Source organism: Natronomonas salina, assembly GCF_013391105.1.
In the GTDB taxonomy this organism is placed as follows: Archaea; Halobacteriota; Halobacteria; order Halobacteriales; family Haloarculaceae; genus Natronomonas; species Natronomonas salina.
Genome location: NZ_CP058335.1, coordinates 678,503 through 701,548, shown reverse-complemented (window position 1 = coordinate 701,548; position 23,046 = coordinate 678,503). Strand labels below are relative to the sequence as shown.

Genomic DNA, 23,046 nt, shown 5'->3' with positions numbered 1-23,046 from the left:
GCAGGCCACTTTTCTCTCCAAACCCCGACACGAGGTTGTAGGTGAATGGGGCCGATTACAGTCACCGCGGTCATCGATTTCGTGACGGTCGTCTTCGTGCTCGCGACGATGCTCTCGATGGGGCTGGCGTTGACTACCGACGAAATTCTCACATCACTCGGCCAACGGCAGCTGATGGCGAAATCACTGCTGGTGAACCTCGTGCTCGTCCCGCTGCTGGCGTTCGCGTTCGTCCTCGCTGTTCCGATGGAGACCGGTCACGTCGTCGGGCTCCTGTTGATCGCCATGGCACCCGGAGCGCCCTTCGGTCCGAAACTGGCCGAGATCTCGAAAAGCGACGTCGCGTTCGCGAGCGGGCTGATGGCCGTCCTGGCCGTCGTCTCCGTCGCAACGATTCCGATCACGGTGACACTCCTCATGCCTGGCGACGTCGCGGCGGACCCACTCGGTATCGCCCGGATCGTCGTCGTTACGCAACTGATTCCCCTGATCGGTGGCCTCGGCGTCAGGGCACGCTATCAGCCCGTCGCAACACGCCTGCATCCGCCGATCCAGCAACTCTCGACGTACTTGCTCGTCCTCCTTGTCATCCTCTTGACGATCGTCTACGCCGGCGAAATGCGCCAGCTGGTCGGCACCGGGACGCTGTTCATCTCGGTCGTCGTGATCGGCGGGGCGTTACTACTGGGGTACGTCCTCGGCGGCCCAGCGAAACGCACGCGGGAAGTCCTCGCGACGACGACGGCTGCGCGAAACGTGGCCACAGCGTTGCTCATCGCCGCGACGGGTTTCAGCGACCCCAGCGTCCTCACGATCATCGTCGCGTTCGGACTCCTCAGCCTCGTCGTCTCGGGCCCGGTCGCGAGTCTCTGGGGACAGCACAGCGGAATGTAAGACGCTGCAGCAACGGTAGCTGTCTGTCGAACGGCACGGACGTCGGGTGTATCGAACGAGCCATGTCCCGAGCGACGGTGCGAACGTACAAACGGATTTAGCCCGTAGAACGACCATGGAGATCACCCTCGTCGGTACTGGGAGTCCCGTCCCGATTCCCGAGCGCGGTGGCACGAGTATCGTCGTCGACGTCGCCGACGAACGCGTGCTGATCGACTGTGGGCCAAAGACCGTCTACGGCCTCATGGACGCAGGGATTCACTTCGGGGAGATCGAGACGATGTTCTTCACCCACCACCACATGGACCACAACGCCTCGTTCTTCCACTTCGCGTTCACGAGCTGGACCGAGGGTGGACGGGAGTCGCTTACCGTATACGGACCCGACGGCACCGACCGCCTCGTCGACGCGCTGTACGACGTCTACGCGGAAGACATCGAGTACCGCCAGGATATCTACCCGACCGATGGTATCTCGAACATCGAGACCGAGCTCGTGACGGAGGGGTTCAGCCGCCAGATGGACGGCTGGGAGGTCGACGCACTCCCGGTCGAACACTCCATCGAGACGTACGCCTACCGCTTCGAGGAACACGAGACGGGTTCGTCGTTCGTCTTCTCCGGCGACACGCGGAAGGTCCCGTCGCTCGCCGAGTTCGCTGACGACGCAGACGTCCTCGTCCAGGACTGTAATACCGCTCCGGTCGACGAAGACCGCGTGCCGGCCGAGGACGAGCAGTTCGTCTGGCAGCGGTATGCCGAGGGCGATCGAGACCTGGACCAGTCCACGTTGACGGCCAACCACTGTGATGCCACGGACGCGGGTGAAATCGCCCAGGACGCCGGCGTCCAGACGCTCGTTCTCACGCACATCATGCCGTACCGCGACCTCGAATCCATGCGGCGAGACGCAGAGGCAGTATTCGACGGCGAGGTGATCGTCGCCGAAGATGGGCTGACCATCTCCCCGTAGAGACCACTACTGGTCGGTCTGTTCGTTTGCGTTGGAGCGATCTGTGAGACGCACCCACAGAACCAGTAGACTCGGCAGCACGAGGATGCTGGCGAGGAACGCGTACCCGATGGCGATGCTCGTGACGAAGCCGAAGCGCTGCAGCGACGGAACGAGCGCCAGGACGAGCACACCGAACCCGGCAGCCGTCGTCACGGCGCTGGCCAGCAGCGCACCGCCCGTCCCGCGGACGGTCCGCAGCAATGCATCGGTACTGTCGCCCCGACCGTGATATTCCTCGACGAACCGCTCGCCGATGTGGATCGCGTAGTCGACGCCGATCCCGATCCCGATCGCCGCGATGATGGCCGTCTCCGGCGTGAACGCGATCTCCGCGAGGTACATCGTCCCGAGCAGCCACGCCTGCGACAGCACGACCGGGGCGACCACCACTGCGCCCAGCGTGGCCGAGCGGTACCGGAGCCAGAAGATCACGGTCAGGAAGCCGACGATGACGAGGAACGTGATGAGGAACCCCTCGACGAGCGTCGAGAGCAGGCTCCGCTGGATGAGTTCCTCGATGACCGGTTGGCCTGTCGCGGTCACGGTCACGTCGCTGTCGTCCTCGATGGTCGTCGCGACGGCCCGCATCTCCTCGGTCACCGTCCCTGTATCGGCGCTGCCGGAGAGCCCGACCGAAAGCCGGAGCGCGCTGTATTCTCCGTCGGATCGGTGGATAGTCGCGTTGGCTTCCGCCGGTGCGGCGGCGTACACCGCGTCGTAGATCGCCTGGAGGTTCTCGTCGGGGACGCCGTCACCGTCGGTGTCCGCATCGCTCACCATCGCGGCGACCGTCTCGTTCGACGCCGCGGCCGCACGGATCGTCTCTATCGGTCCGGTCACCTGGAGGCTTCCGTCGGCGAGCGTCGCGGCGGACGACGTATTCGACAGGTGGTCCTCCCCGGCAGCGATCCGATCGAGTGTCCTGGGGTCGGTGACGTTGCCTTCGATCAGGAACTCCGCCCGCGACTGGCCGCGTGATTGCGCGAACCGGTCGTTGAGGTACTCGGCGTTCTCTCGGAGCTGGTAGTCACTCGGCTGGAACGGCCCGGGAAGTGACGCCATCCACTCCGGGGAGTCCCGCGGGAGGAAGTCGGTCTGGTCGACCGAGGTCTGGACGTCCGTCGCCGCGACGCCGCCGGCGACGCTCAACACGACTGCCACGGCGATGACGAGGTACGGCGCTCGCTTCGCGGCGTCGGCCCCCACGCGGAGGAACCGCCCGGCGTAGCGACCGCGACCGAACGGTGAGGTGCGCCGTGAGAAGCCGATGCGCCGGAGGAGACCGTCGAGTTCGAGCTTCAACGCGGGGAGCAGGAGCCCGAAGACGAGGAACGCCGCGACGATCCCGACGGCACTGACGACGCCGAAATCCTGGATCGACTCGAGCGGGCTGACCGCGTTCGAGAGGAAGCCGACGGCCGTCGTGAACGTGGCCGCGCCGACGGCCACGATGACGCCGGCGAGCCCGCGCCGCATCGCTTCCCGGCGCGTCCCACCAGGGTCGTCCTGGCTGGCCTCTCGATACCGCATCACGACGTGTAGCGCGTAGTCGATACTCAGCCCGATCAGGAGGAACGGAACGGCGATCAGGATCTGCGTCATTCCGATGCCGGCCCACCCCATGAAGCCCATCATCCACGTGAGGACGAGCCCGACGCCGACGATGCCGAGCAGGACGTCGAAGAAATCGCGATAGGCGATCCCCAGGACGACCAGCATCAGGAGCAACGCGATCGGGGAGATGATGGCGAAACTCTCGCCGGTCGCCTGCCCCGATTCCTCGTCGACGATCCCGGCCCCGAAGACGAAGACCTCTGACGAATCGACCGTGCGCGTAGCTCGGTCCTGCATCGCGAGTTGCGCGTCGACGACGGATGGGGGCAGGTCGTCGCCAGTCGCGGTACTCGTGTCCTGGGAGACGATCATGACGCGGCCCGTCGCCGCCGTGGTCCCCGGTTCGTAGCTGGTCGGCAGCAGCGAGTAGGGATCGGTCTGGCCGCCGACCCGGGCGTCGGGAGCGAGCACCCGCTCGAGCGTCGCGTTGACCTCGCTCTCGTTCATCGATTCCAGTTGTTCGAGCTGCGCAGACAGCGGCGGCATCACCGTTCGACGGTCGTCTCCGGCTGTTGGGCCATCGGACCCGTTCTCTGATTGCAGCATCGCCGCCGTGGCGACGACGTTCGATACCCCGACCATCGGCTGCCGGTCCCGCAACGTCGAATTGATGCTCGAATCGTCCCGGATCGCCTGCTGGTACTGGAGTTCTTCGAGAAGCGCCTGCTTCGTGAGTACGTTCTCACCGCGGAACACGACCTGCACGACGGTCGTGTTCTCCCCTTCTGTCGTGAAGTTCTGTTGCAGCGAGTCGTACTTCGCCTCCTCGGTGGTGTCGCTGCTGAAACTCGCTATAGAGAACCCCCCGTCGACGTTCCCCGCCGCGCTCCCGACGACCAACGTGGTCAGCAGGAGGGCGACGATGACGAGTTTGCTGTGGCCGGTCACGAAGGCGGCGTACCGCTCGGCCAGATCCATCACGCACCCATTCCAGCCCGGTCGACATAACAATTGTATTTACACGTGTAGAAATATCGAGAATCAGACAAGATTCATCGAGTACGGATTCGCTTCTCACCGTCCAATCACAGCGGGTGTGTCCCTCGCAGGACGAGCCGCATACCGAATGGAGGGAAATTTTACCACGTATCGGGTCGAATATTTATCGGCTATAGATGGATACGAAGGATCATCGGGGGTGGGTCATCGCTACGGGATTCGTTGTTGGTGCCGTACTGGTGTTGAATAGCCTCATCTGGCTGCTGCCTGCATCATGGGTGCAGTCCATCGAACCGCCGTTTGAAGTACTGATATTGCTGATTCCAATCGCTATTCTGTCGTTTCTCGCAGCAAGATACATCCGGCTCAATACGGGTCTGTTTGGAATCCTTGCCTTTGCGGCTACGTTCGTTATACTTGTGTTCGGATTCGGGTGGCGTGGTCACGATGAGAGTTTAGACGTTCCGTTCATCTTTGCACTGGCATACGCGACCGCGTTTCTCTCTGGCTTCCTCGGTCACGACATACGTCAATACCTCACCTCACAGGGTGACGAACTCTGACCGTTCCCGAATCCGTAGTTCATCCGGCAAAGGTAGTCAGCTGTCGGTCAATAGATGGACTCTACGACGTGCGGGAATCCACGTCCTCAACGTTTATTTGTCGACAGACTGCAGGAAAGATATGAATGACTTCGTCGCCCTCGGTGTTCTACCGGGTGCAGCCGGTATTTTCGGTTTCGTGCTGGGCGGCCCGATCGGGGGTTTCGTCGGACTGTTCATCGCCTTCATCGTCGGCGTCCTTGATCTCTACACTGGACGTGATAGCGATGAACGCATCGAGGAGCTGGAACAGGAGGTACGAGAGTTACAGAGGGAATTGGATGACGAACAGTAAGCGGAATCATCTCGTCGGAGTCGACCCCGACCTCGCGAAGAAGAGCGTACTCGGCGCTCTCGGGCTGTTTGTCCTCTCCCTCACCCTCATCAGTAGCCACGAGCTGTTCTCCGTACCCGATACTATCGGCGGCCTCTATCTCCTCATCGTAGCCGGTGTCGCTCTGGCGAGTGTATCCGCGTATCGGAACAGCGGGTTGCTCATCAGTTGGGTACTGGTCTTCGCCCCAGTGTCTGCTCCGATACTATATACAGAGGCCCTCATCGCCTCTGGGGAGACAGTCCCGGTTGCATTACCCCTCTCGTTAGTCGGAGTTGGGGTGGCAGGATTTTGGGTGCCGACTGCTGTTCTCCTCGGTACACTCGCGTTCGGGGTGGGAGTTGCGCTACGATGGGCGATAAATCGGTGACTAAGCCGACTCAGTCTATCAACTGATTCAGTAGCCCGACCCCGAAACCATCGACGGTACCGGAACCGCCGCAGTTTTTGCCACCAGGGGTGCTATGGTGTACCGTGATAGACGTACTCGCCGCCGAAGACGGGCCACGCGCCATCGACACCCACGCTCACCAGCCGACGAAGGAGTTCCTGGAGGATGCCGGCGGGCAGATGATGCAAGACGCCGCGGAGAAGTTCGGCGCCGAGATGGAAACAGCGACGTACGACGAGATGATCGCCGAGTACCGTGAAGCCGGCGTCGGGCGGGCGATTCTACTCGGCTGGGACGCCGAGACCAATACCGGGAACCCACCCGTGCCCAACGACTACGTCGCCGAGGTCCGCGACGAGCACGACGACTTCTTCGTCGCATTCGGGAGTGTGGACCCTCTAAAAGACGACTGCGTGCAGGAGGCGATCCGCTGTGTGGAGGACCTCGACCTCTCGGGGTTCAAGTTCCAGCAGATAGCCCAGGGATTCGACCCGTCCGCCGACCGCCACGACCACCTCTGGAACACGATCGAGGACCTCGACGTCCCGGTGGTGTTCCACGGCGGCAACTCCACGCTCGGCGCCGGTGCGCCGGGTGGTCGCGGACTGAAGGTCAAGCACGGCGACCCGATGCTCGTCGACGACGTGGCCGCAGAACACCCCGAGATGGAGATTTTGCTCGCGCACCCGGCGTTCCCGTGGGAGAAGGAAAAGCTCGCGGTCTGCCAGCAGAAGGGGAACGTCTACATGGACCTCTCGGGGTGGATGCCCGATTACATCGACGACCAGGTACTCCACTACGCCCGGACGGTCCTCCAGGACAAGGTGATGTTCGGGACCGACTATCCGATGATCGAGCCGGGGCCGTGGCTGGAACAGTTCGCCGACCTCGGCTTCGACGAGTCCGTTCAGCGAAAGTTGCTCTGGGAGAACGCCGAACAGTTCCTCGGGCTGTAGTCGTCACCCGACGATCTGTCTGAGTAGCGACTCCTCTGCCCGGCGCAGTCGTTCGAGGAACGCCGACTTCGAGATGTCGAGCTCCGCCGCTACCTCACCCGCCGTCGCTGCTCGGGGCACCTCGAAGTAGCCGCTCTCGATGGCGGCTCGCACCGCCGCCTCCTGTGCGGGTGTCACGTCCCACCGCTTCGCCACGGGCTCGTCGTCGCTGTCGTCCAGCGGAGAGATGCGCTCGAGTTTGACGCCGAACGTCTCGCCCGCGGCCTCCAGTACCCCTTTGAGCACGTCGCGGCCGACGACTGCGCCCACGTACCGCTCGGTCCCGGCGTCGTAGTGGGTCGAGTCCACGAGAAAGCCGACGTCGACGAGGTCGTTGACGATGCATCGGTGCTTGGAGAGACAGCGGTAGTTGTACCGCCCGTTCGCGCGCGACTGGTGGAGCGGTCGGACACGCTCGTCGGCGTCGAGTACCTCGCCGACCGCCGGATCCTCGGTGCTGAACTGGAGCAGCGTATTCCCGTCCGCGCGTCGAAGCGGCGGGCGTGCGTCGATGGCCGCGCCCGTTTCCCGCGATGCGTCCGCGAGGGGGCACTCGTCGCCGGTCACCCGGAACTCGACGACGAGACACTCGGCGATCATGATGCACAATTGGCGACAGCATCATTTAAACCCGCGCTATGTGCGGGTGAGTTGCTACGTTCGTGGCGTCGAAAGCGGGGAGTATGGACCTAGAACAGGTCAAGTCACGGGCCGGACCGCGAGAGTTCGGGCCTGGCGACGACATGCCCGAGGAGTACCGCGAGGCGGCGACCCGGATGATCCAGTTCCACGCGAACTCCGAGATCATGGGCGCGTACATCGAGCGTCCGTTCATCCGCCAGGCACCGAGTCTGGACCGGAAACTTGCCGTGAGCGCGCAGGTCCAGGACGAGATCGGCCACGGCCAACTGCTGTACCGTGCAGCTGAGAACCTCGGCGTGAAGACGCGCGAGGAGATGCTGGCCGAACTCGAGAACGGGGAGGGGAAGTTCCTCAATTGCTTCCACTACCCCATCCAGAACTGGTACGAGCTGCCGATGATCATGTTCTTCGTCGACGGTGCGGCGATGCGCCGGCAGGCGACGCTCAAGCGGACGTCGTGGGAGCCGTACGCCCACGCCATCGACAAGATCTGCTTCGAGGAGGGCTTCCACATCAAACACGGCGAGAGCATCCTCGGTGAGATCGCGACGGGGAGCAGGCGCGACCAACAACTCCTCCAGGAGGCGTTCGACAAGTGGTGGCCGCGCATCCTGCAGTTCTTCGGCCCCACGAACGACCAGTCGGTCCACGGCGGGTTCGCGATGGACGTGGGCCTGAAGACGATGAGCAACGACGACCTGCGGACGGCGTTCCTGAACGCCTATCTGTCGAAGGCCGAGAAGTACGGCCTCGAGATCCCGGAGACCCCCCGTATCGAGTACGACGAGTACGAGGAGCGCTACCACGTCGAGGAGTCGGACCTCGACTGGGAGGAGTTCGGCGCGGTGTCACAGAACGAGTACCCCCCTGGCGCCGAGCAGATACACAAACGCGAGCGCCGCCAGGCGGCCGTCGAGTGGGTGCGCGAAGCGATTACGGACGACTCCCCCGCCGCAGGCGCGACAAGCGCCGCGGCCGACTGACCATGCGCTGGGAAGTATTCCGCCAAGAGAAGCCGAAGGACTACCACAGCCACGTCGGCGACGTCCACGCGCCGAACGCCGAACTGGCGACACAGTACGCCCAGATCATGCACGCGCGCCGGAAGCCCGCGAACTCGCTGTGGGTCGTTCCCAAGGAGGAGATCGAGACCGTCGACGCCGACGAGCACGACGTGGCGATGGGCGGGCTCACACAGAAGGAGTACCGCTGGGCGACGAACTACTCGACCGGCGAGATGGCCGAGGAGATCGAGGAGAGCGAGGCCGAACAGAAGGAGGCCGAAGACAACCGCAAGAAAGCCGCGGGTGAGAACTGAGATGAACCCCGACGACCTATCCAACCGCGAACGCGCAGCCGTCGAGGCCGAACTCCAGTGTCTCGCCGACGACGAGTTCGTGATGGCCGAACGCTACATCGACTGGCAGGTGCGGGGCCCCACGCTGGAGGCGGACCTCGCCGTAGCCAACATCGCGCAGGACGAGTACGGCCACGCGCGGCTCTGGTACGACCTGCTCGAGGACTTCGGCTACGAGGAACCCGATCTCATCTGGGAGCGTGATCCGTCCGACTTCCGGCACACGACGATGGCCGAACTCGCCTTCGAGACGGGAGACTGGGCCGACTGCGTGCTCCGTGGCTACCTGTACGACCACTTCGAGCGCCTGCGACTCGAGGCCCTCGAGGACACCAGCTACCCGCGCATCGCGGACCGTGTCGGGAAGGTCCTCGGCGAGGAGCACTACCACCGCGACCACACGAGTAACTGGCTGGAGCGGCTGACCGAGGGGAAGGACGCCTCCAGCGAGGCCATCCAGCGCCTCCAGTCGGCGCTCGACCGCCTCTACCCGCACGCCCAGACGATGTTCGCGCCGACCGAACACGAGGACGACATCGTCGACCTCGGCGTCCGCACGGCGCCGCTGTCGGAACTCCGCGAGGACTGGCTCGCTATCACGACGCCGTTCCTCGAGGGGCTCGGCATGACGGTGCCGGACCCGGAGCTCCCGGACGTGCGTGGTCGCGACGGGTCCCACACCGACGACTGGCAGGGGCTCTACGACGAGTTCACGTACACCTACGAGATGCTCGGCCGCGAGCCGGCGAAACTGATGGCGGACCCCGACGAGGCCGATGTCTGAAGCCCCCGACGACGCCGACGAGTTCGGCCCGGAGTACTGCGGGTACACCGAGTACGACCACGGCGTCGACCCGGAGGAGCTCCCCGCGACCGGGGAGAACGCGACGGGCATCGAGCCGCGCGTCTGGGAGGAACTGTACGAGGTCGAGGACCCCGAGATGCCCGTCTCCGTCGTCGACCTCGGGCTCATCTACGGCGTCTCGGTAGAGGATGGACAGGCGAAGGTGACGATGACCCTCACCTACACGGGCTGTCCGGCCCGCTCGATGTTGCAGGACGACGTCGTCGAGGCTGCCGAGCGCGCCGCGGGAGTAGACTCGGCCGAGGTGGAACTCGTCTGGTCGCCGGAGTGGAACCTCAACCTCGTGACGGAGGCGGGCAAGGAGTCGCTCCGCGACTTCGGGGTGAGCATATGAGACGGCAGCCCGACCCCTCCACGGACACCGAAGCGGACACCCCGGCGGCGTGTCCGTACTGCGACGGGACGAACACCGATCGAGACCATCCGAAGGGGCCGTCCCTCTGCCGCTCTATCCACTACTGCAACGACTGCGACGAGCCGTTCGAGGCGATGGGATAGCCGGATAGACCAGTCGCTGAATCCACCTTTCGAAGATCGCGTAACTACGGCCATACGGACGCTGCCGAACTTCTGATAGTTCTGCTCCCTGTCTGTAGCGCCAGCGACACGCCCGCTTCGGCAGCACCTGGCTAGCCGGGATTCCCTGGATTGCAATACACGACAGTTCGACCGAAGAGGGAGTCTCGTTTCGGAGCTGGAGGAGGGCAGCTATCGCGACCTTATAAAACCGACAAGTGGACGGGTGAATCTCTTTACAAGCATCCCCCTATATTCGTGATATGCCATATCAAGACGTGGAGGCTGTCTCCCGGGACGATCTCCGGGGGCTGCAGACCGATCGCCTCCGCGAGACGGTCCGCAACGCATACGAGAACGTCCCGTTCTACCGCGAACGACTCGAGGAGGCTGACGTCGCGCCGGACGACATCGACTCACTCGACGACATCCGCGAGTTGCCCTTCACGACGAAGGAGGACTTCCGCGAGGAGTACCCCGACGGCCTGTTCGCCGTCGACCACTCGGACATCGAGCGCATCCACGCCTCCTCCGGCACCACGGGCAAGTCGAAGATCGTCGCTTACACCGACAAGGACATGCAGGTGTGGCGAGAGGTGATGGCCCGCTCGCTCGTGGCGGCCGGCGTCACGCCGGACGACATCGTGCAGAATGCCTACGGCTACGGCCTGTTCACCGGCGGCCTGGGCGTACAGACCGGAACAGAAGAACTCGGCGCGGGCATCATCCCCATCGGCGGAGGCGACACGGACCGGCAGATAGAGTTCATGCAGGACCTCGAGTCCGACGCGCTCACCTGCACGCCCTCGTACGCGCTGTACCTCGCGGAGACGGCCCGCGAGCAGGGCGTCGACGTCCGGGAACTGCCGCTGGAGACGGTCATCATCGGGGCGGAACCGTTCACAGAACCGATGCGCGAGGAGATAGAGCACGAACTCGGGGTCACCGCCGTCGATATCTACGGTCTCTCGGAGATAATCGGCCCCGGCATCGCCATGGAGTGTGCTGCCGCGCAGGACGGACTCCACATCTGGGAGGATCGCTTCCTCCCCGAGGTGGTCGATCCCGAGACGGGCGAGCCCGTAGACGACGGCGAGCGGGGCGAACTCGTATTGACGACACTCTCGAAAGACGCGCTGCCCGTCTTGCGATACCGCACCGGCGATATCACGTCGCTGACCCGCGAGCCCTGCGACTGTGGACGGACCCACGCCCGCATGGAGAACGTCCGGGGCCGCACCGACGACCTGCTGGTCGTCCGTGGCATCAACGTGTATCCCAGCCAGATAGAGTCCGTCGTCCTCGACCTGGAAGGCGTCGCTCCACAGTACCGCATCGACATCCGTCGAGAGGGCCAGCTGGACACGCTCGAACTCACCATCGAACGCCGGGAGAACGCGGACGCCGAGGCGGTAGAACGGCGGGTCCGGGAGACACTCGATTCGACCCTCGACGTCTCGCCCGACGATGTGAAGATCGCTTCGCCCGCAGGCATCGAGCGACAGGCAACCGGCAAAGTCCAGCGAGTGTACGACCACCGATAATGTCGATCACCTACGAACCGCACTACTTCGAGGAGTTGGAGGAGGGACAGACGTTCGAGAGCGCCGGGCGGACTGTGACGAGCGCGACCCTGGAGATGTACTCTTCGGTGTCGGGTGACTGGGAAGAGATTCACACGAACGACGAGTACTCCGAGGACGGCCCGTACGGCGCGCGTATCGGTCACGGTCCGTTGACGTTCGTGCTCACGACCGGGTTCGTCCACCGCTGCGGGTTCGTCGAACGCCGCGTTATCGCGTTTCTCGGGATGAACTACATGGACCTCCAGAACCCGGTGTACGTCGACGACACCATCTCCGCGGAGTTCGAAGTGGCGGAGAAGCGCGATCTCGAATCCCGTGAGGACGCTGGTCTCGTCGTCATCGATGCGCTAACGACGAACCAGGACGGAGAGAGCGTCTTCGAGGGCGATATGAAGTTCATGTTCAAGAAGCGGAGCCATTACGGCGACGAGTAGCGCTGACACAGGCCCTTCACTCGGTTCGACGTAGCAGGAGAACCCTACCGACCTTTCGAGCATGCTGAGCGGACACGTTCTGGCGGCTGTTTCAGTCTCGTCGCGCTTGAACCGTCCCATTTCTGAATCGGTCGATTCAGGGCGTTCAGTTATCGGGCTCGTCTGCTACCGGCAGTGTAAACGCGAACGTCGTCCCATCGCGAGAGTCGGGCTCGACCCAGATATCGCCGCCGTGGCGTTCGACGATTCGCTCACTTAGCGCCAGTCCGATTCCCGTCCCCCCGCCTTCCTCCTGCGTATGGAGGCTCTCGAACACGTCGAAGACACGGTCGGCGTCCGCAGGATCGATACCGACGCCCTCGTCGCGAACCGAGAGCACCCACTCATCGCCCGCTCGCTCGGCCGAGACGTAGACACGCGGTGACTCGTCGCCGCTGTACTCGATGGCGTTGTCCAGCAGGTTCTGGAACACCTCCCGGAGTTGATCGCCATCGCCTCTGACCCGAGGGAGGGTCCCCGTGACTATCTCTGCATCCGTCTCCTCGATGCGTAACTGGAGGTCCTGACGAGCGTCTTCGAGAACGGCGTCCAACTCGACCGGTTCCAAGGGATCACCTCGCGTCTCGACCCGCGAATATTCGAGTAATCCATCTATCATGTCTCGCATCCGGTCGGCGCCGTCGACGGCGAACTCGATGAACTCCTCGGCCTCGTCGTCGAGTTCGTCGGTGTACCGCCGCTCGATCAGCTGGAGGTAGCTCGTCACCATCCGGAGCGGTTCCTGAAGGTCGTGGCTGGCGGCGTAGGCGAACTGCTCTAAGCGCTCGTTGGACTCCTCGAGTTCCTGCTTGTACACCCTGTGCTCGAGTTCGTTGCTCACCCAGTTGCTGAGTAACCCGACGAACGAGACTTCCCAATCGGAGAACGCCTCGGTCCGCGCCTCGTTCCCGTAGAAGCAGAACGTCCCGTACACCTCCCCATGGACGATGACCGGTGTCCCGAGATAACAGGCGATCCCCCACTCGGGGTCGACCAGTTCCGGTGCCTCGGACTGCACGTCCTGCAGGACGAGCGTCTCCGCAGTCTCGACGACGCGTGAGCAGTTGGGAAGGGTCTCCAGCGGTGTCGTGTCACCCGCTTCGAGGTCGACCGTTTCCGGCGCGGCCACGTGTTCGAAGATGTACTCACCAGCATCTTCATTGACCCGTGAGAGCGTCGCAAACTTGGTACCGACCGTCGTTCGGACGACTTCGAGGAGCGAATCTATCTGTTGGGAGAACGGCTGGTCTGCGGCCGCCATTATCTCGTTGGCACGTCGAAGCGCTTGTTCCCGTTTCTCGACTTCCTGCTGACGGTCATCCGGGTCAGTGATGTCGCGTACGTACACTGAAAGTCCGGTTTCAGAGGGATAGGCACGGATCTCGAACCACCCGTCCTGCGGCGGATAGTGCGTCTCGAACGTGACAGCTTCCTGGGTCTCCATCGCTTGCTCGTGTTCCCACTGGAACAGCGAGTCGGTCAATCTGGGAAACTCCTCCCAGATAGATTCCCCACGGATATCCGTTCGGTCTCGCTGGAACAGGGTTTCAGCCTGGTCGTTGCAATACGTGAACTGCCAGTCTTCGTCGAGCTCGTAGACAGCGTCGGTTACCCGCTCCAAGACCGCTTCTGGAGAACTTTGAAGAGCGGGTTCACTCGGCGTCTCCGGGTCCGTCATTAGTTCTACTCAATGTATTGACAAACAAGGGCTTTACGCAGGTTCGATCGTTCGGCTGATTCAGTCTCGCTGCGCTGGAATCACCCTATTACCTATTCGGTCGGTCTCGGGTACACTGACCAGTGTGAGGTTTCAGAATGACGGCCTGTGGTTATTTATGGCAGGTAACCGGGATTGGCCGTCAATTCTATCTTTCACCGGTGGACAATGACTGCTCGGTCAAAGTACCTAGAACCGTTTCAATATCGTCCGGAAACGTGCACCTCGACAGCGCCGAGATAACCGTCGACTCCCGGCCGCACCTTGGATCACCGAGGGTATTGCGAGACCACTCCGAATCAGGCCGTGTAGGCGTCGACCTGAACGAAGTTCTCGAGCGTGATGGCGTAGGCGTCGGCACCTCCGACGTAGCGGGTTAGCTCGTCGGGTAGTACCCGGCCTCGGGGAACGCACCCGGAAGCGGAACGGGCGTCGTGACTTCGCCGGCGGTGCTGGCGGCGACGTCGCGCATGAACGCCTCGGTGATCATCGGCCCTTTCCCCGTCTTGTCGTGCGGTTTTCGGCCGTGTCAACGAATATTTACTTACCACACTTCCGACACGATTCTCCGAGCGAGCGGCAGCAGTCCGTCACAGGTCGAGTTGCTGGAAACGGACGATTCCGAGTACAAGTGGCACCACCAACCAGACGGCCAACACGACGAGGCCATACCACTCTGGGAGTCCGCCGAACTGGCCCTGGACCTGTTCGGCGAACTCGGGCGGGAGGAAGTACCCCGCGGCGTTCCCGTACGCGGCGCTCGGACCCAGTCCGGCGAGGACGTGGTACCAGTTCGGCAACGGGGGCTGCGGCATCGACAGTCCGTTCACCACCACCAGCACGACGAGAACGGCAGTGCTCCAGAACTGGTCGAATACCCAGAACCCGATGGCTGCAGCGGCCGCGCGGGAAGACGATGCCGTAATCGACGAGAGCGTCACAGCCACGCTCACGAAGGCCACACCGTAGAAGACGGACAGCAGGGTGAACAGTAGATACTGTAGGGGATCGAAATCACCGCCGAGCGCCACTAAGATCAGGGCAGCGACGCCGAACCCGCCCAGCAGAGAGAGTGTGAGCACGAGGCTACGGCCAGCGACCTTCCCGAACACGACATCCCGGCGCGTCACCGGCAATCCGAGCAGGAAACTGATGGTTCCAGTCTCCCGTTCGCCCGCGATCGCTTTGTAGGCGACCAGGAGCGCGGCGATCGAGATGAAGAAGGTCGCTACGCTCTGCAGGAACACGATGAATCCGAGGCTCCCTGCCTCGCCGCCGCCGCTGAGAATCGCGGCGAAGGCGTAGGCGAGCCCGCCAACGAGGAGCACGAACAGCGCCGTGAGCACCCACAGGAGCCGCGAACGGCTGGCGTCGGCGAAGTCCTTCTTCCCGACGACGAACCAGCTCATGCTCCACCCTCCGTGTATGCGGCGAACATCGCTTCCAGCGAGATCTCCTCCGTCTCGAACTGTTCGACGGTCGCCCCGGTCGATTCGACGGCGTCGATGACGTCTCGCCGGGCGTCCGGTCGGCAGACCGCGACGACGTCGCCGGCGTCCAGGCTGACGTCGGAGACGCCGGATACGTTCCGTACCGCCTCGAGCAAGCCGTCGGGGACCGTGTCGACGGTAAGCCGTAGCTGGGAGTCGCCGCCGACGGTCTCTCTGAGGCCGTCGACCGTGTCTTCCGCGACGAGCTCGCCGGACCGGAGGATACCGACGCGATCACAGATGGCGTCCACCTGTTCGAGGATGTGTGACGAGAAGAACACGGTGGCTCCCCGCTCGTTCTCGGCGCGGATTATCTCGCGCATCTCCCGGGCCGCGTTCGGGTCCAGGCCGGTCGACGGCTCGTCGAGGATGAGGAGGTCGGCGTCACCGACGAGCGCCGTCGCGAGGCCGAGTCGCTGTTTCATGCCCTTCGAGTAGCCGCCAGCCGCTCGATCGGCCGCTTCCTCGAGGCCGACGCGATCCAGGAGCGCTGCCGGGTCATCGTCGGCGCCCTTCGCCTCGATAGCGAAGGAGACGTGTTGACGGCCGGTCAACCGGTCGTACACCTCGAAGTCGTCCGAGAGGAAGCCGACGCGTTCGCGAACCTGCAAGCTGGCCGCTTGGGCATCGTGACCGAGAACCGTAACCGAGCCGTTCGTCGGACGGACGAAATCGAGGGCGAGGCCGATCGACGTCGACTTTCCGGCGCCGTTCGGTCCGAGGAACCCGTAGATTTCGCCCTGCTGGACGGTGAGGGAGAGGTTCCGGAGGGCTGTCACCCCGTCGTACTGTTTGGTGACGCTATCGAACTCGACGGCGGCTGGAGGGCCTGTCGACATAGCTACCGATCAAACGCCGCTGAAATAATACTTCGGGGGGCGTCTTTAAACACGGTTTACGATCGGGTCGCCTACCGAACGAGAGTACGAGATCGGGAACGACGCATACCGGTGTAAAGCTCTGGCCAGAGTATATCTGAATGTGGTACTGGTCTGGCCACTCCGGCACGGCACTCACTCGCTGCGTGGTCGCCAGGACGGGGCTGCAGCGAGCTTTCGGAAGGCGATGTTCAGGTCCGATTGGGCGGCCCCGTAGAACCGTTCCCTGCCCGTCGGCGTTCGGACGCACAGGATGACCGTATTGTCCGTCACACGAAAGATCGATAGCAGCCACGCCAGCCGGTCGTGTTCCCACCTGCTCTGGAGCGTGGATTCCTCGTCTTCGACGACGCGAGAGCCCAGTTCCCAGCTCAACCGTGTGAGATGAGGGAGGTCGAACGGCACGACCTCGGGGAGGTCGGTACTATCGTCGCCTCCACTCTGAGAGCTATGTGCAGCCACACCACGAACGACGCCCCCCCGAAGTAAAAACATAGCCCTTCGGAGGTGATTGGGACTGGGAGGATTCGACGGAACGAGATAGTCTCTCCAGAATCGGCCCGAGCGCTCCTGAGACCAGGGAAGCCACGAAATTGATTGCTGTCGGGGCACGCGAATACGTTGCTCGAGTTCTCGAATCGATCCAGGACAGCGATTCGGTGGCCGGGACGTACACTACATATGTAGTGCCCACTTGAGCCGGAATACTACGGGTATTGAAACAGCACCTATCCCCCAAGGGTATACATTGATAGTATGGATACGATGACGGGCACACTCGGCGACACGGTACGAACGACCTCCAGCGACGAGACCGTCAGTGAGACGGTCATCGCCGCAGTCGCAGATGCAAAAGAGGTCTCTCCGCTCGATCTCGACCCGCTGTACGAGAGCATCGACCCCGACGCACTGGACCAGCTCTTCGACCACACCGGCGCCGGGTCGTCGATCACCCAGCTGAGTTTCGAGATGGCCGACTGCGAGGTTCACGTCCGCGGCAACGGCGAGGTCACGGTCACCCCCGCGCCGGCCGCGTCGGACGGCGTCGACCGCGTCATCTCCCTCGAGTAGCGAGTCATTGTCACGACGGCCGAGTTTTCGGAAGGTTGTCGTCAGGCTGTGATTTCTCCTATAGCCTTTCGCAGCCACTCGAGATTCACGTGACTCTACCGATCCGGATGTAATCTGTACAGTTGCTTCCGCCGCACTTCCCAACGTAGCGTGACGGATGCCCCGGCTTGGTTCAGTTCCGCTCGGGGTGTTCGATGGGAGCGAGTACGTTCAAGACTGCTTCGAGAATCCGTGGAGGGTCCCGGTACCGGACCACGCCACTACGTTCGTCGTACTCGATACAGCCGGCCTCTCGCAGCGCCTCGAGGTGGTTGTGGCGGAATTCGACGAGCAATGGCTGGAGTTCGTCGTCGGTGAGGTCAGCGACGGGTTTCCCGGTGGTCCAGGCGTCGACCTGCCGGACGAGCGATTCTACATCTACCTCGTCGTCCGCTTCCTGGAGATAGTAGAGGGCGTAGCGGCGCTGCTGGTCGGCGAGAGCGTGCAGGATTTCGTCCAGATAATCGACTCTAGCCATCTAGTTGAGGTTGCTGAACCAGTGGACTGGAGGGACCATTTTTGTTTTGGTCCAACTGCCGATATATTTCCTGAAATAATCTGCGAGTATATCTCTTCCTTCCGGAATATCTGAAAGCCACCGTGAGGAAGCTTCGAATGGAATCACCGCAGGGTCGCGAAGGGGGCTGTCAGCTGCTGGCTCCCGGCTCAATAACCGACGCCCCGCAAGAGAACGTCGTCCTGAAACTGGTCGGGTCCTTCGATTGATTATATTTACTGGAGATAACTTAGGATTATTTCCACGAAGTATTTATACTGCCTCGTCACCCTTGGAGTAGATGCCGAACGACGACGACTCACAGTCGATAAATGTAGACTCGATAACCACTCGGGTCGTGAAGCGGATAGCGATCATGGAGGGCGTCGATCCGCTCGAACTACAGCCGCCCCTCTACTCCATCATCGATATCGACGCTGTAGAAGGCCTCTTTGCGTCTGCAGCGGACGATCGTCCGGAAGGGACGATCAGCGTCGAATTCGAGTATCAGGGCTATCAGGTCACCATCGAATCCGACGACGAAGTCTACGTCAGAGTGAAACAGACGGATGGATCGAACTGAGAACGCGCCATCGAAATTAGCGATTCCACCGGGTCCACCCTCGACTGTTCTCCTTGCGGTGTGAACGCCAACGTAACATGTCGACAGAGGTAGCTCTAGACAGCACGACGAGCGACAGTAATAGACCGAAGAGACGCTCGATAGGTCTTGAACCGAAGCGGGAGGACCGTTCGTGGAGGGGAATCAGCGGTCGATGTACTGGGCTTCCCACTCGGTACGGGCATCGAGTTCCCGCTTGCCTCGGCGGGTGGTGGTGTACTGGTTCGTCCGGCGGTCACGCTGGCTCTTCTCGACGAGCCCCTTCTCGACGAGCGTGTCGAGGTTGGGGTAGAGGCGGCCGTGGTGGATCTCCTTCTCGTAGTAGTCCTCGAGTTCGTCTTTGATCGCTAATCCGTGGGGTTCGTCAAGTCCCGCGACGACGTAGAGCAGATCACGCTGGAATCCTGTCAGGTCGTGCATGCTTGGTGGTCTGACTAGTCCGTGTTAAAGATAGCGAGTGTTCACGAGAACGCGAGATGGCGTCTGGTAGTTATCTCCGTTCTACGCACGGCGGTTTCACGAAAGAAGGGCACAGAGGACGGTGGCGATCTGAACGACGTCCGGCCTGTTCGAAGAGTGTCACGAGGCTTGCATTGCGACGGTTCGAACGACCGCAATACCGATGCCCCTGCCGGGAGAGAACCCGGTCGAGCAGAACGATGGCACCTGACGATTCGACCGATCTATTCCCGTTCGAAGGCGAGAGCAAAGGTGTCTGGTGGGGAGGAATCGTGGTCGCTTCCACTATCACCTTCATCTGCATCGGTGGACTCCTGGTTCTCCTGACCTATCTCGTGAACCACCTCTCGGGGATGGTGATCCCGTACTGGCCGTCGATCGTGGTCGCCGCGGTAGCGACGATACTCCTCGTCCGAGCAGCCGTCAGCCGAGGAGATATCAAGTACCAGCCCTCCGAGTGATGGAGGCTCGGTGAGGCGACCGAGTACCCTCGATTGAAGATCTCCCTGCACCTCTCGGTCCGATGGACCGTCTGTCGAACGCTCGCCGTCGAATCGCCCTAACCGGATATCTCTCTCAGTTCGGCGGCGGTGACGTGTCGAGGCGTCTCGTGAATCGTCAGTTCGGGTGTCCTGCGTTCCCCCTCGAGTTCGTACACGAGGTTCCGGAGGACCGAGCGCGCTTCCTTGAAGATCAACGGCTTCACCCGGTCCACGACCCACCCGAAACTCACGAACTTCGGGAGGTCGAGGATCTTCGAGCCGGACTTCGAGACCTGGAACTGGACGTCGATCGTGACCCGCGTCGCCGCCTCGGCATCCTCGTCGACGTCGTCCGTGACGTCCTCGATGAGCCAGCTGCCTTCCGCATCGATGTCCTTCGTGAGTTTCCAGGCGATCTTGTGTGGCTCGTCCAGCTCGGTGACCTTCGACCAGGCGGTGTAGGTGAGTTTCCACCAGCCGAACGAGATGCCGAACTCGGTTCCCTCGCCACCGTCACCTCGACGCTCGACGTCGTTGACGTACTCGGTGTACTTCGGGTAGTCCTCGAAGTCGATGAGGACGTCGTAGACGTCCTGCGGCGGCGCGTAGACGATCGTGCTGAGCTTGAGCCGTTCCATCAATCACTAGACGAATCGACTGGGACACGTATCAGGATTCGGCCTCGAACCGCTCCGACGCAGACACCTAGCGGGTCAATCGTGAAAGGTCACCACTCGTCGACCTGCATCTCCAGCGGCTCGTCGGGAACCATCGTCACGGCGGAATCGACGCCCGGCTCGACGGCGGGTGAATCGAGTTCGAGGCGGTACTGCTCGACCGCGCGGGAGAGGACCATCTGGGCTTCCAGCAGCGCGAACTGCCGCCCGATGCACATGCGAGGGCCGCCGCCGAACGGGAAGTAACTGTAGGCGGGCCGGTCGGCTGCAGCTCCGGGTGTGAATCGTTCCGGTCGGTATTCCGTCGGTGCCTCCCAGTACTCGGGGTCGCGGTGGACGACGTATTGACTCAGGAGCACCTCGCTTCCGGACGGAATCTCGTATCCGCCGATGATGTCGGGTTTGCGGGCTTCCCGGACGAAGACCGGAACCGGTGGGTAGATGCGCATCGCCTCCTGGACGCATTGCTTGGCGTACGACGGGTCGTCCCCGCCCAACGCGGGTGATCCCTGTTCGCTCCCGGCGTGTCCGTCGACGCTGGCGTGGAGCGATTCGTGTATCTCGGGGTTGCGAACCAGCAGGTACCACGTCCACGTGAGCGCCGCCGCAGTGGTTTCGTGGCCGGCGAGCAGGAACGTCATGAGTTCGTCGCGGATCTGCTCGTCGTCCATCCGCTCGCCCGTCTCGTCCTCGCGCGCAGCCATGAGCGCGGAGAGGAGATCGTCGTACTCGTCGGCCTGTCCACGGCGGTCCTCGATCAACCCGTAGACGACCGTGTTCAACTGGTCACGAGCGGCCTTCACCTGCTGGTTGTGGGGTGTGGGAACCCACTCCGGCACGGTCGGTCGGATCCGGTTCGTCTGTCGCTGGAACTCCCGCCGTAGCACCTGGAGCGACTCGGCGATGTCCTCGGCGTGGCCCTCCATGTCCGTGCTGAACATCGCCTTCCCGATGATGCGGAGCGTCACGCGCTCCATCTCCGGGAGCAGCTGGATCGGCTCACCCCGGTCGGCGTGCTCCTGCCAGCGGTCGCACATCGCGTCGGTCTGCTCGGCGATGAGTTCCGTGAACGACTGCACGCTGTCCGAGGTGAACATCGGGCGGATGAGGCGGTGTTGTCGGCTCCAGTGGTCGCCCTCGCTCGTGAGGAGTCCGCGCCCGAAGATCTTCCCCAGTTCGTCACGGTAGATCTCGGCCTTGCGGTAGTTGGCCTGGTTCGACTCGAGGACCTGCTGCACGTAGGTCGGGTCGGCGAGCAGGTACGTGGCGGCATCGTCGGTCGGCATCTGGATCCGGACGATCCGCCCGTACTGTTCGCGGAGCTCCTCTAGCATCGGCGCCGTGTCGGTACTGACGATTCGAGCGACGTGCTTGAGCAGTCCGGCGTTGCTCGGGGTGGGGATCGAAGACGAGTCGGCCGGCGGACCGTGTTGTCGTGACATCGTGGGTCGGTTTCGGTCGTGGAATTCGGTTACTGGGCGACTGGCGCTCGAGGGACGTGCAGGGGGTGTCCTACGGCCGGGTCTTCCCGTCTGGGTCCCGTCCGTCAACACCGGCTGGGTATCTTCACTCGACCCTCGACTGTGCGACCGTACTCACGGGACTACCGCGACTCCAATCAGCGTACGGCATCGGATGTGTGGGTGTTTATCACGCCGGCCCGGACCGATAGCCTACCTGCCGGTGCCCCCGTCGAATCCAGCGACTATCAACCTCCACCCGTCGCTAGTTCGATTTGTGTTGTTTGCTTCCCGCTGGCGAAGAAATCGGATTCGGCCCGCGCCGCCGAGTACCCCTACCCGGCCCGCCGCCGTGGTGGTCCACGGGACGGATTTCTTCGGCGCGGTTATCGCTATCGGGGTGGGAGTTTCGTATAAGCTTTCTGACCGACTCAGGACCACAGGTACACCCCGGCTCTTCCCAGACCGACGATAGAGGGAACGAACTGAACACCCGGGCCAGTTCAATTTCCGCCCCTAACGCCGAGAGGTCGACTATTCGAGGCCCACCTCTTCGGTCGTCAGTTTATGTCCGGTGTCCCGACCGTGTTCGATGATCAGATTCGCCGGCCGCCCGCCGCACTTCTCGACGACCTCCGAGAAGTGACATTCGAGACAGACGACCTCGACGTTTGGCCGACGTTGTTCCTCCGACATCTATAGTGAGCCTCCTCGGGACTCGGTGCGCGACTCGCTACCGTCCGTCCGGTATCCCGGATTTGGGTCTTCCGCTGTAGGGGTGATATCGGCGAGGGGTTCCTCGAGGGTGAGCGCCGACAATTCTACCGAACGTCCGACGAAGTCGTCGTGGTGTTGGGGGTCGTCTGGACACGGTCGAACCGTATCGAGGCCAAACTCGTCTCCGGCAGGGGGTCGTATCGAGTATCTCATGTCGAGTTTCCGGGAGTCCGATAACGTCGGATGCTAGTGTCGGCAGACGACCGGCCCGACAGATCGGATATCCAGTATACCGGGGAGAGACAGATAAGCTAACTGACACCACGTGAGGGACAACATCGTGTGTGTTCCTCGGGGAACAACAGCCTACGGGAGACACGAATACGGAAGGCGGTTCTGTGGTAGGGGGCTCCCGGACATGGATTTATAGCTAAGCGTCACCTATCGAACGTTATGGGACTCGAGACTTCCGACCGGCTCCAGGCCATCGCGGATGCGCGCGACGTCCCAGAATCGGAGATCCGCGAAGCGGCACTGGATCGAGGGCTCGAGGCACTCTGGCAGGAGGTCGTCATCGAGGAGTACCTCGACGGCGAGCGCTCTCGCGACGAAGCGATCGATATCGTGGGGTTGCGGACCCTCGAACGAGCCGAACGGGAGCGCGATTTCGTCGAACACGTCGACGGGAATCGAGGCGACAGCTAATCGACGGTCA

28 protein-coding genes are annotated in these 23,046 nt (G+C 62.6%); 17 read left to right on the top strand and 11 right to left on the bottom strand.

Going from position 1 to position 23,046, the window contains the following annotated elements; all coding sequences use genetic code 11:
- Nucleotides 1-45: 45 nt before the first annotated feature.
- Both HWV07_RS03910 and HWV07_RS03905 read left to right on the top strand, forming a co-directional pair.
- Nucleotides 46-894, top strand: coding sequence for a bile acid:sodium symporter family protein (locus tag HWV07_RS03910; RefSeq protein ID WP_178333042.1), 849 nt, complete (start codon nt 46-48; stop codon nt 892-894).
- A 115-nt stretch (nt 895-1,009) separates the two neighbouring features.
- Complete coding sequence (locus HWV07_RS03905; RefSeq protein WP_178333041.1) at nt 1,010-1,867, top strand: MBL fold metallo-hydrolase; 858 nt, start codon at nt 1,010-1,012, stop codon at nt 1,865-1,867.
- Nucleotides 1,868-1,873: 6 nt separating this feature from the next.
- On the opposite strand, the gene HWV07_RS03900 is transcribed toward HWV07_RS03905, so the two are convergent.
- Nucleotides 1,874-4,441: an efflux RND transporter permease subunit gene (locus HWV07_RS03900; RefSeq protein WP_178333040.1), complete on the bottom strand. Its 2,568-nt coding sequence runs from the start codon at nt 4,439-4,441 to the stop codon at nt 1,874-1,876.
- Between the two features lie 197 nt (nt 4,442-4,638).
- Here HWV07_RS03900 and HWV07_RS03895 point away from each other — a divergent pair, with 197 nt between their 5' ends.
- From HWV07_RS03895 to HWV07_RS03880, 4 genes are all read left to right on the top strand, one after another.
- Nucleotides 4,639-5,025 carry a hypothetical protein gene (locus tag HWV07_RS03895; protein WP_178333039.1) on the top strand — a complete coding sequence of 129 codons (387 nt, stop codon included), beginning with the start codon at nt 4,639-4,641 and terminating at the stop codon, nt 5,023-5,025.
- A 121-nt stretch (nt 5,026-5,146) separates the two neighbouring features.
- Entirely contained in the window at nt 5,147-5,359 is a 213-nt protein-coding gene (locus tag HWV07_RS03890; RefSeq protein ID WP_178333038.1) for a Z-ring associated ZapG family protein, read from the top strand.
- Complete coding sequence (locus tag HWV07_RS03885; RefSeq protein WP_178333037.1) at nt 5,346-5,768, top strand: hypothetical protein; 423 nt, start codon at nt 5,346-5,348, stop codon at nt 5,766-5,768. Before HWV07_RS03890 ends, HWV07_RS03885 begins: the two co-directional genes overlap by 14 nt.
- Nucleotides 5,769-5,875: 107 nt before the next feature.
- Nucleotides 5,876-6,745, top strand: coding sequence for an amidohydrolase family protein (locus HWV07_RS03880; protein WP_178335981.1), 870 nt, complete (start codon nt 5,876-5,878; stop codon nt 6,743-6,745).
- Nucleotides 6,746-6,748: 3 nt separating this feature from the next.
- On the opposite strand, the gene HWV07_RS03875 is transcribed toward HWV07_RS03880, so the two are convergent.
- A complete protein-coding gene (locus HWV07_RS03875) occupies nt 6,749-7,384 on the bottom strand; it encodes a helix-turn-helix domain-containing protein (protein ID WP_178333036.1) in 636 nt (211 codons plus the stop codon).
- An 83-nt stretch (nt 7,385-7,467) separates the two neighbouring features.
- Here HWV07_RS03875 and HWV07_RS03870 point away from each other — a divergent pair, with 83 nt between their 5' ends.
- The 7 genes from HWV07_RS03870 to HWV07_RS03840 all read left to right on the top strand — a co-directional run bounded on the left by HWV07_RS03870 (nt 7,468) and on the right by HWV07_RS03840 (nt 12,184).
- Nucleotides 7,468-8,409 (top strand): Phenylacetic acid catabolic protein, encoded by a 942-nt coding sequence (locus HWV07_RS03870; protein ID WP_178333035.1) that lies wholly within the window; start codon nt 7,468-7,470, stop codon nt 8,407-8,409.
- Nucleotides 8,410-8,411: 2 nt separating this feature from the next.
- Complete coding sequence (locus HWV07_RS03865; RefSeq protein WP_178333034.1) at nt 8,412-8,744, top strand: phenylacetic acid degradation protein PaaB; 333 nt, start codon at nt 8,412-8,414, stop codon at nt 8,742-8,744.
- Between the two features lies 1 nt (nt 8,745).
- Complete coding sequence (paaC, locus tag HWV07_RS03860) at nt 8,746-9,567, top strand: 1,2-phenylacetyl-CoA epoxidase subunit PaaC (protein ID WP_178333033.1); 822 nt, start codon at nt 8,746-8,748, stop codon at nt 9,565-9,567.
- On the top strand, nt 9,560-9,982 hold the full coding sequence (paaD, locus tag HWV07_RS03855; protein ID WP_178333032.1) for a 1,2-phenylacetyl-CoA epoxidase subunit PaaD: 423 nt from the start codon (nt 9,560-9,562) through the stop codon (nt 9,980-9,982). The genes paaC and paaD overlap by 8 nt, the downstream gene beginning before the upstream one ends.
- Nucleotides 9,979-10,146: a 1,2-phenylacetyl-CoA epoxidase subunit PaaE gene (gene paaE / locus HWV07_RS03850; protein WP_178333031.1), complete on the top strand. Its 168-nt coding sequence runs from the start codon at nt 9,979-9,981 to the stop codon at nt 10,144-10,146. Before paaD ends, paaE begins: the two co-directional genes overlap by 4 nt.
- Nucleotides 10,147-10,427: 281 nt before the next feature.
- Complete coding sequence (gene paaK, locus HWV07_RS03845; protein ID WP_178333030.1) at nt 10,428-11,708, top strand: phenylacetate--CoA ligase PaaK; 1,281 nt, start codon at nt 10,428-10,430, stop codon at nt 11,706-11,708.
- Nucleotides 11,708-12,184, top strand: coding sequence for a MaoC/PaaZ C-terminal domain-containing protein (locus tag HWV07_RS03840; protein WP_178333029.1), 477 nt, complete (start codon nt 11,708-11,710; stop codon nt 12,182-12,184). The genes paaK and HWV07_RS03840 overlap by 1 nt, the downstream gene beginning before the upstream one ends.
- A gap of 145 nt (nt 12,185-12,329) precedes the next feature.
- Here HWV07_RS03840 and HWV07_RS03835 read toward each other — a convergent pair whose 3' ends face one another.
- The 4 genes from HWV07_RS03835 to HWV07_RS03820 all read right to left on the bottom strand — a co-directional run bounded on the left by HWV07_RS03835 (nt 12,330) and on the right by HWV07_RS03820 (nt 16,770).
- On the bottom strand, nt 12,330-13,901 hold the full coding sequence (locus HWV07_RS03835; protein ID WP_178333028.1) for a sensor histidine kinase: 1,572 nt from the start codon (nt 13,899-13,901) through the stop codon (nt 12,330-12,332).
- A gap of 629 nt (nt 13,902-14,530) precedes the next feature.
- Nucleotides 14,531-15,349: an ABC transporter permease gene (locus HWV07_RS03830; RefSeq protein WP_178333027.1), complete on the bottom strand. Its 819-nt coding sequence runs from the start codon at nt 15,347-15,349 to the stop codon at nt 14,531-14,533.
- A complete protein-coding gene (locus HWV07_RS03825; protein WP_178333026.1) occupies nt 15,346-16,269 on the bottom strand; it encodes an ABC transporter ATP-binding protein in 924 nt (307 codons plus the stop codon). Before HWV07_RS03825 ends, HWV07_RS03830 begins: the two co-directional genes overlap by 4 nt.
- 174 nt (nt 16,270-16,443) lie before the next feature.
- The gene (locus tag HWV07_RS03820; protein WP_178333025.1) at nt 16,444-16,770 is read right to left on the bottom strand and encodes a hypothetical protein; all 327 of its coding nucleotides are present in this window, start codon (nt 16,768-16,770) and stop codon (nt 16,444-16,446) included.
- A 294-nt stretch (nt 16,771-17,064) separates the two neighbouring features.
- Here HWV07_RS03820 and ddfA point away from each other — a divergent pair, with 294 nt between their 5' ends.
- Nucleotides 17,065-17,379: a DdfA family disk-determining factor gene (gene ddfA / locus HWV07_RS03815; RefSeq protein ID WP_246279825.1), complete on the top strand. Its 315-nt coding sequence runs from the start codon at nt 17,065-17,067 to the stop codon at nt 17,377-17,379.
- A 172-nt stretch (nt 17,380-17,551) separates the two neighbouring features.
- On the opposite strand, the gene HWV07_RS03810 is transcribed toward ddfA, so the two are convergent.
- A complete protein-coding gene (locus HWV07_RS03810; RefSeq protein WP_178333024.1) occupies nt 17,552-17,896 on the bottom strand; it encodes a DUF7344 domain-containing protein in 345 nt (114 codons plus the stop codon).
- Nucleotides 17,897-18,215: 319 nt separating this feature from the next.
- On the opposite strand from HWV07_RS03810, the gene HWV07_RS03805 reads away from it, so the two are divergent.
- Complete coding sequence (locus HWV07_RS03805) at nt 18,216-18,497, top strand: HalOD1 output domain-containing protein (protein ID WP_178333023.1); 282 nt, start codon at nt 18,216-18,218, stop codon at nt 18,495-18,497.
- A 183-nt stretch (nt 18,498-18,680) separates the two neighbouring features.
- On the opposite strand, the gene HWV07_RS03800 is transcribed toward HWV07_RS03805, so the two are convergent.
- Nucleotides 18,681-18,956: a helix-turn-helix transcriptional regulator gene (locus HWV07_RS03800; protein WP_178333022.1), complete on the bottom strand. Its 276-nt coding sequence runs from the start codon at nt 18,954-18,956 to the stop codon at nt 18,681-18,683.
- A gap of 239 nt (nt 18,957-19,195) precedes the next feature.
- Here HWV07_RS03800 and HWV07_RS03795 point away from each other — a divergent pair, with 239 nt between their 5' ends.
- Complete coding sequence (locus HWV07_RS03795; RefSeq protein ID WP_178333021.1) at nt 19,196-19,456, top strand: hypothetical protein; 261 nt, start codon at nt 19,196-19,198, stop codon at nt 19,454-19,456.
- A 98-nt stretch (nt 19,457-19,554) separates the two neighbouring features.
- Here the strand turns inward: HWV07_RS03795 and HWV07_RS03790 are convergent, their stop codons facing one another.
- The 3 genes from HWV07_RS03790 to HWV07_RS03780 form a co-directional block, all read right to left on the bottom strand.
- Nucleotides 19,555-20,115: a type II toxin-antitoxin system RatA family toxin gene (locus HWV07_RS03790; protein WP_178333020.1), complete on the bottom strand. Its 561-nt coding sequence runs from the start codon at nt 20,113-20,115 to the stop codon at nt 19,555-19,557.
- An 89-nt stretch (nt 20,116-20,204) separates the two neighbouring features.
- Complete coding sequence (locus HWV07_RS03785) at nt 20,205-21,596, bottom strand: cytochrome P450 (RefSeq protein WP_178333019.1); 1,392 nt, start codon at nt 21,594-21,596, stop codon at nt 20,205-20,207.
- Between the two features lie 552 nt (nt 21,597-22,148).
- Nucleotides 22,149-22,310 carry a hypothetical protein gene (locus HWV07_RS03780; protein WP_178333018.1) on the bottom strand — a complete coding sequence of 54 codons (162 nt, stop codon included), beginning with the start codon at nt 22,308-22,310 and terminating at the stop codon, nt 22,149-22,151.
- Between the two features lie 474 nt (nt 22,311-22,784).
- Here HWV07_RS03780 and HWV07_RS03775 point away from each other — a divergent pair, with 474 nt between their 5' ends.
- Nucleotides 22,785-23,036: a hypothetical protein gene (locus HWV07_RS03775; RefSeq protein WP_178333017.1), complete on the top strand. Its 252-nt coding sequence runs from the start codon at nt 22,785-22,787 to the stop codon at nt 23,034-23,036.
- Nucleotides 23,037-23,046: the final 10 nt, after the last annotated feature.

What these genes read in the sequence shown, in the direction of transcription:
- HWV07_RS03900 (WP_178333040.1), bottom strand. Translation starts at nt 4,441, where the DNA reads ATGGATCTGGCCGAGCGGTACGCCGCCTTCGTGACCGGCCACAGCAAA.
- HWV07_RS03890 (WP_178333038.1), top strand. Translation starts at nt 5,147, where the DNA reads ATGAATGACTTCGTCGCCCTCGGTGTTCTACCGGGTGCAGCCGGTATT.
- HWV07_RS03825 (WP_178333026.1), bottom strand. Translation starts at nt 16,269, where the DNA reads ATGTCGACAGGCCCTCCAGCCGCCGTCGAGTTCGATAGCGTCACCAAA.
- HWV07_RS03865 (WP_178333034.1), top strand. Translation starts at nt 8,412, where the DNA reads ATGCGCTGGGAAGTATTCCGCCAAGAGAAGCCGAAGGACTACCACAGC.
- HWV07_RS03810 (WP_178333024.1), bottom strand. Translation starts at nt 17,896, where the DNA reads ATGGCTAGAGTCGATTATCTGGACGAAATCCTGCACGCTCTCGCCGAC.
- HWV07_RS03805 (WP_178333023.1), top strand. Translation starts at nt 18,216, where the DNA reads ATGCCGAACGACGACGACTCACAGTCGATAAATGTAGACTCGATAACC.
- HWV07_RS03790 (WP_178333020.1), bottom strand. Translation starts at nt 20,115, where the DNA reads ATGGAACGGCTCAAGCTCAGCACGATCGTCTACGCGCCGCCGCAGGAC.
- HWV07_RS03870 (WP_178333035.1), top strand. Translation starts at nt 7,468, where the DNA reads ATGGACCTAGAACAGGTCAAGTCACGGGCCGGACCGCGAGAGTTCGGG.
- HWV07_RS03875 (WP_178333036.1), bottom strand. Translation starts at nt 7,384, where the DNA reads ATGATCGCCGAGTGTCTCGTCGTCGAGTTCCGGGTGACCGGCGACGAG.
- HWV07_RS03775 (WP_178333017.1), top strand. Translation starts at nt 22,785, where the DNA reads ATGGGACTCGAGACTTCCGACCGGCTCCAGGCCATCGCGGATGCGCGC.
- HWV07_RS03840 (WP_178333029.1), top strand. Translation starts at nt 11,708, where the DNA reads ATGTCGATCACCTACGAACCGCACTACTTCGAGGAGTTGGAGGAGGGA.
- paaE (WP_178333031.1), top strand. Translation starts at nt 9,979, where the DNA reads ATGAGACGGCAGCCCGACCCCTCCACGGACACCGAAGCGGACACCCCG.
- ddfA (WP_246279825.1), top strand. Translation starts at nt 17,065, where the DNA reads ATGGATACGATGACGGGCACACTCGGCGACACGGTACGAACGACCTCC.
- paaD (WP_178333032.1), top strand. Translation starts at nt 9,560, where the DNA reads ATGTCTGAAGCCCCCGACGACGCCGACGAGTTCGGCCCGGAGTACTGC.
- HWV07_RS03885 (WP_178333037.1), top strand. Translation starts at nt 5,346, where the DNA reads ATGACGAACAGTAAGCGGAATCATCTCGTCGGAGTCGACCCCGACCTC.
- HWV07_RS03795 (WP_178333021.1), top strand. Translation starts at nt 19,196, where the DNA reads ATGGCACCTGACGATTCGACCGATCTATTCCCGTTCGAAGGCGAGAGC.
- HWV07_RS03835 (WP_178333028.1), bottom strand. Translation starts at nt 13,901, where the DNA reads ATGACGGACCCGGAGACGCCGAGTGAACCCGCTCTTCAAAGTTCTCCA.
- HWV07_RS03895 (WP_178333039.1), top strand. Translation starts at nt 4,639, where the DNA reads ATGGATACGAAGGATCATCGGGGGTGGGTCATCGCTACGGGATTCGTT.
- HWV07_RS03780 (WP_178333018.1), bottom strand. Translation starts at nt 22,310, where the DNA reads ATGTCGGAGGAACAACGTCGGCCAAACGTCGAGGTCGTCTGTCTCGAA.
- paaC (WP_178333033.1), top strand. Translation starts at nt 8,746, where the DNA reads ATGAACCCCGACGACCTATCCAACCGCGAACGCGCAGCCGTCGAGGCC.
- HWV07_RS03785 (WP_178333019.1), bottom strand. Translation starts at nt 21,596, where the DNA reads ATGTCACGACAACACGGTCCGCCGGCCGACTCGTCTTCGATCCCCACC.
- paaK (WP_178333030.1), top strand. Translation starts at nt 10,428, where the DNA reads ATGCCATATCAAGACGTGGAGGCTGTCTCCCGGGACGATCTCCGGGGG.
- HWV07_RS03905 (WP_178333041.1), top strand. Translation starts at nt 1,010, where the DNA reads ATGGAGATCACCCTCGTCGGTACTGGGAGTCCCGTCCCGATTCCCGAG.
- HWV07_RS03830 (WP_178333027.1), bottom strand. Translation starts at nt 15,349, where the DNA reads ATGAGCTGGTTCGTCGTCGGGAAGAAGGACTTCGCCGACGCCAGCCGT.
- HWV07_RS03800 (WP_178333022.1), bottom strand. Translation starts at nt 18,956, where the DNA reads ATGCACGACCTGACAGGATTCCAGCGTGATCTGCTCTACGTCGTCGCG.
- HWV07_RS03910 (WP_178333042.1), top strand. Translation starts at nt 46, where the DNA reads ATGGGGCCGATTACAGTCACCGCGGTCATCGATTTCGTGACGGTCGTC.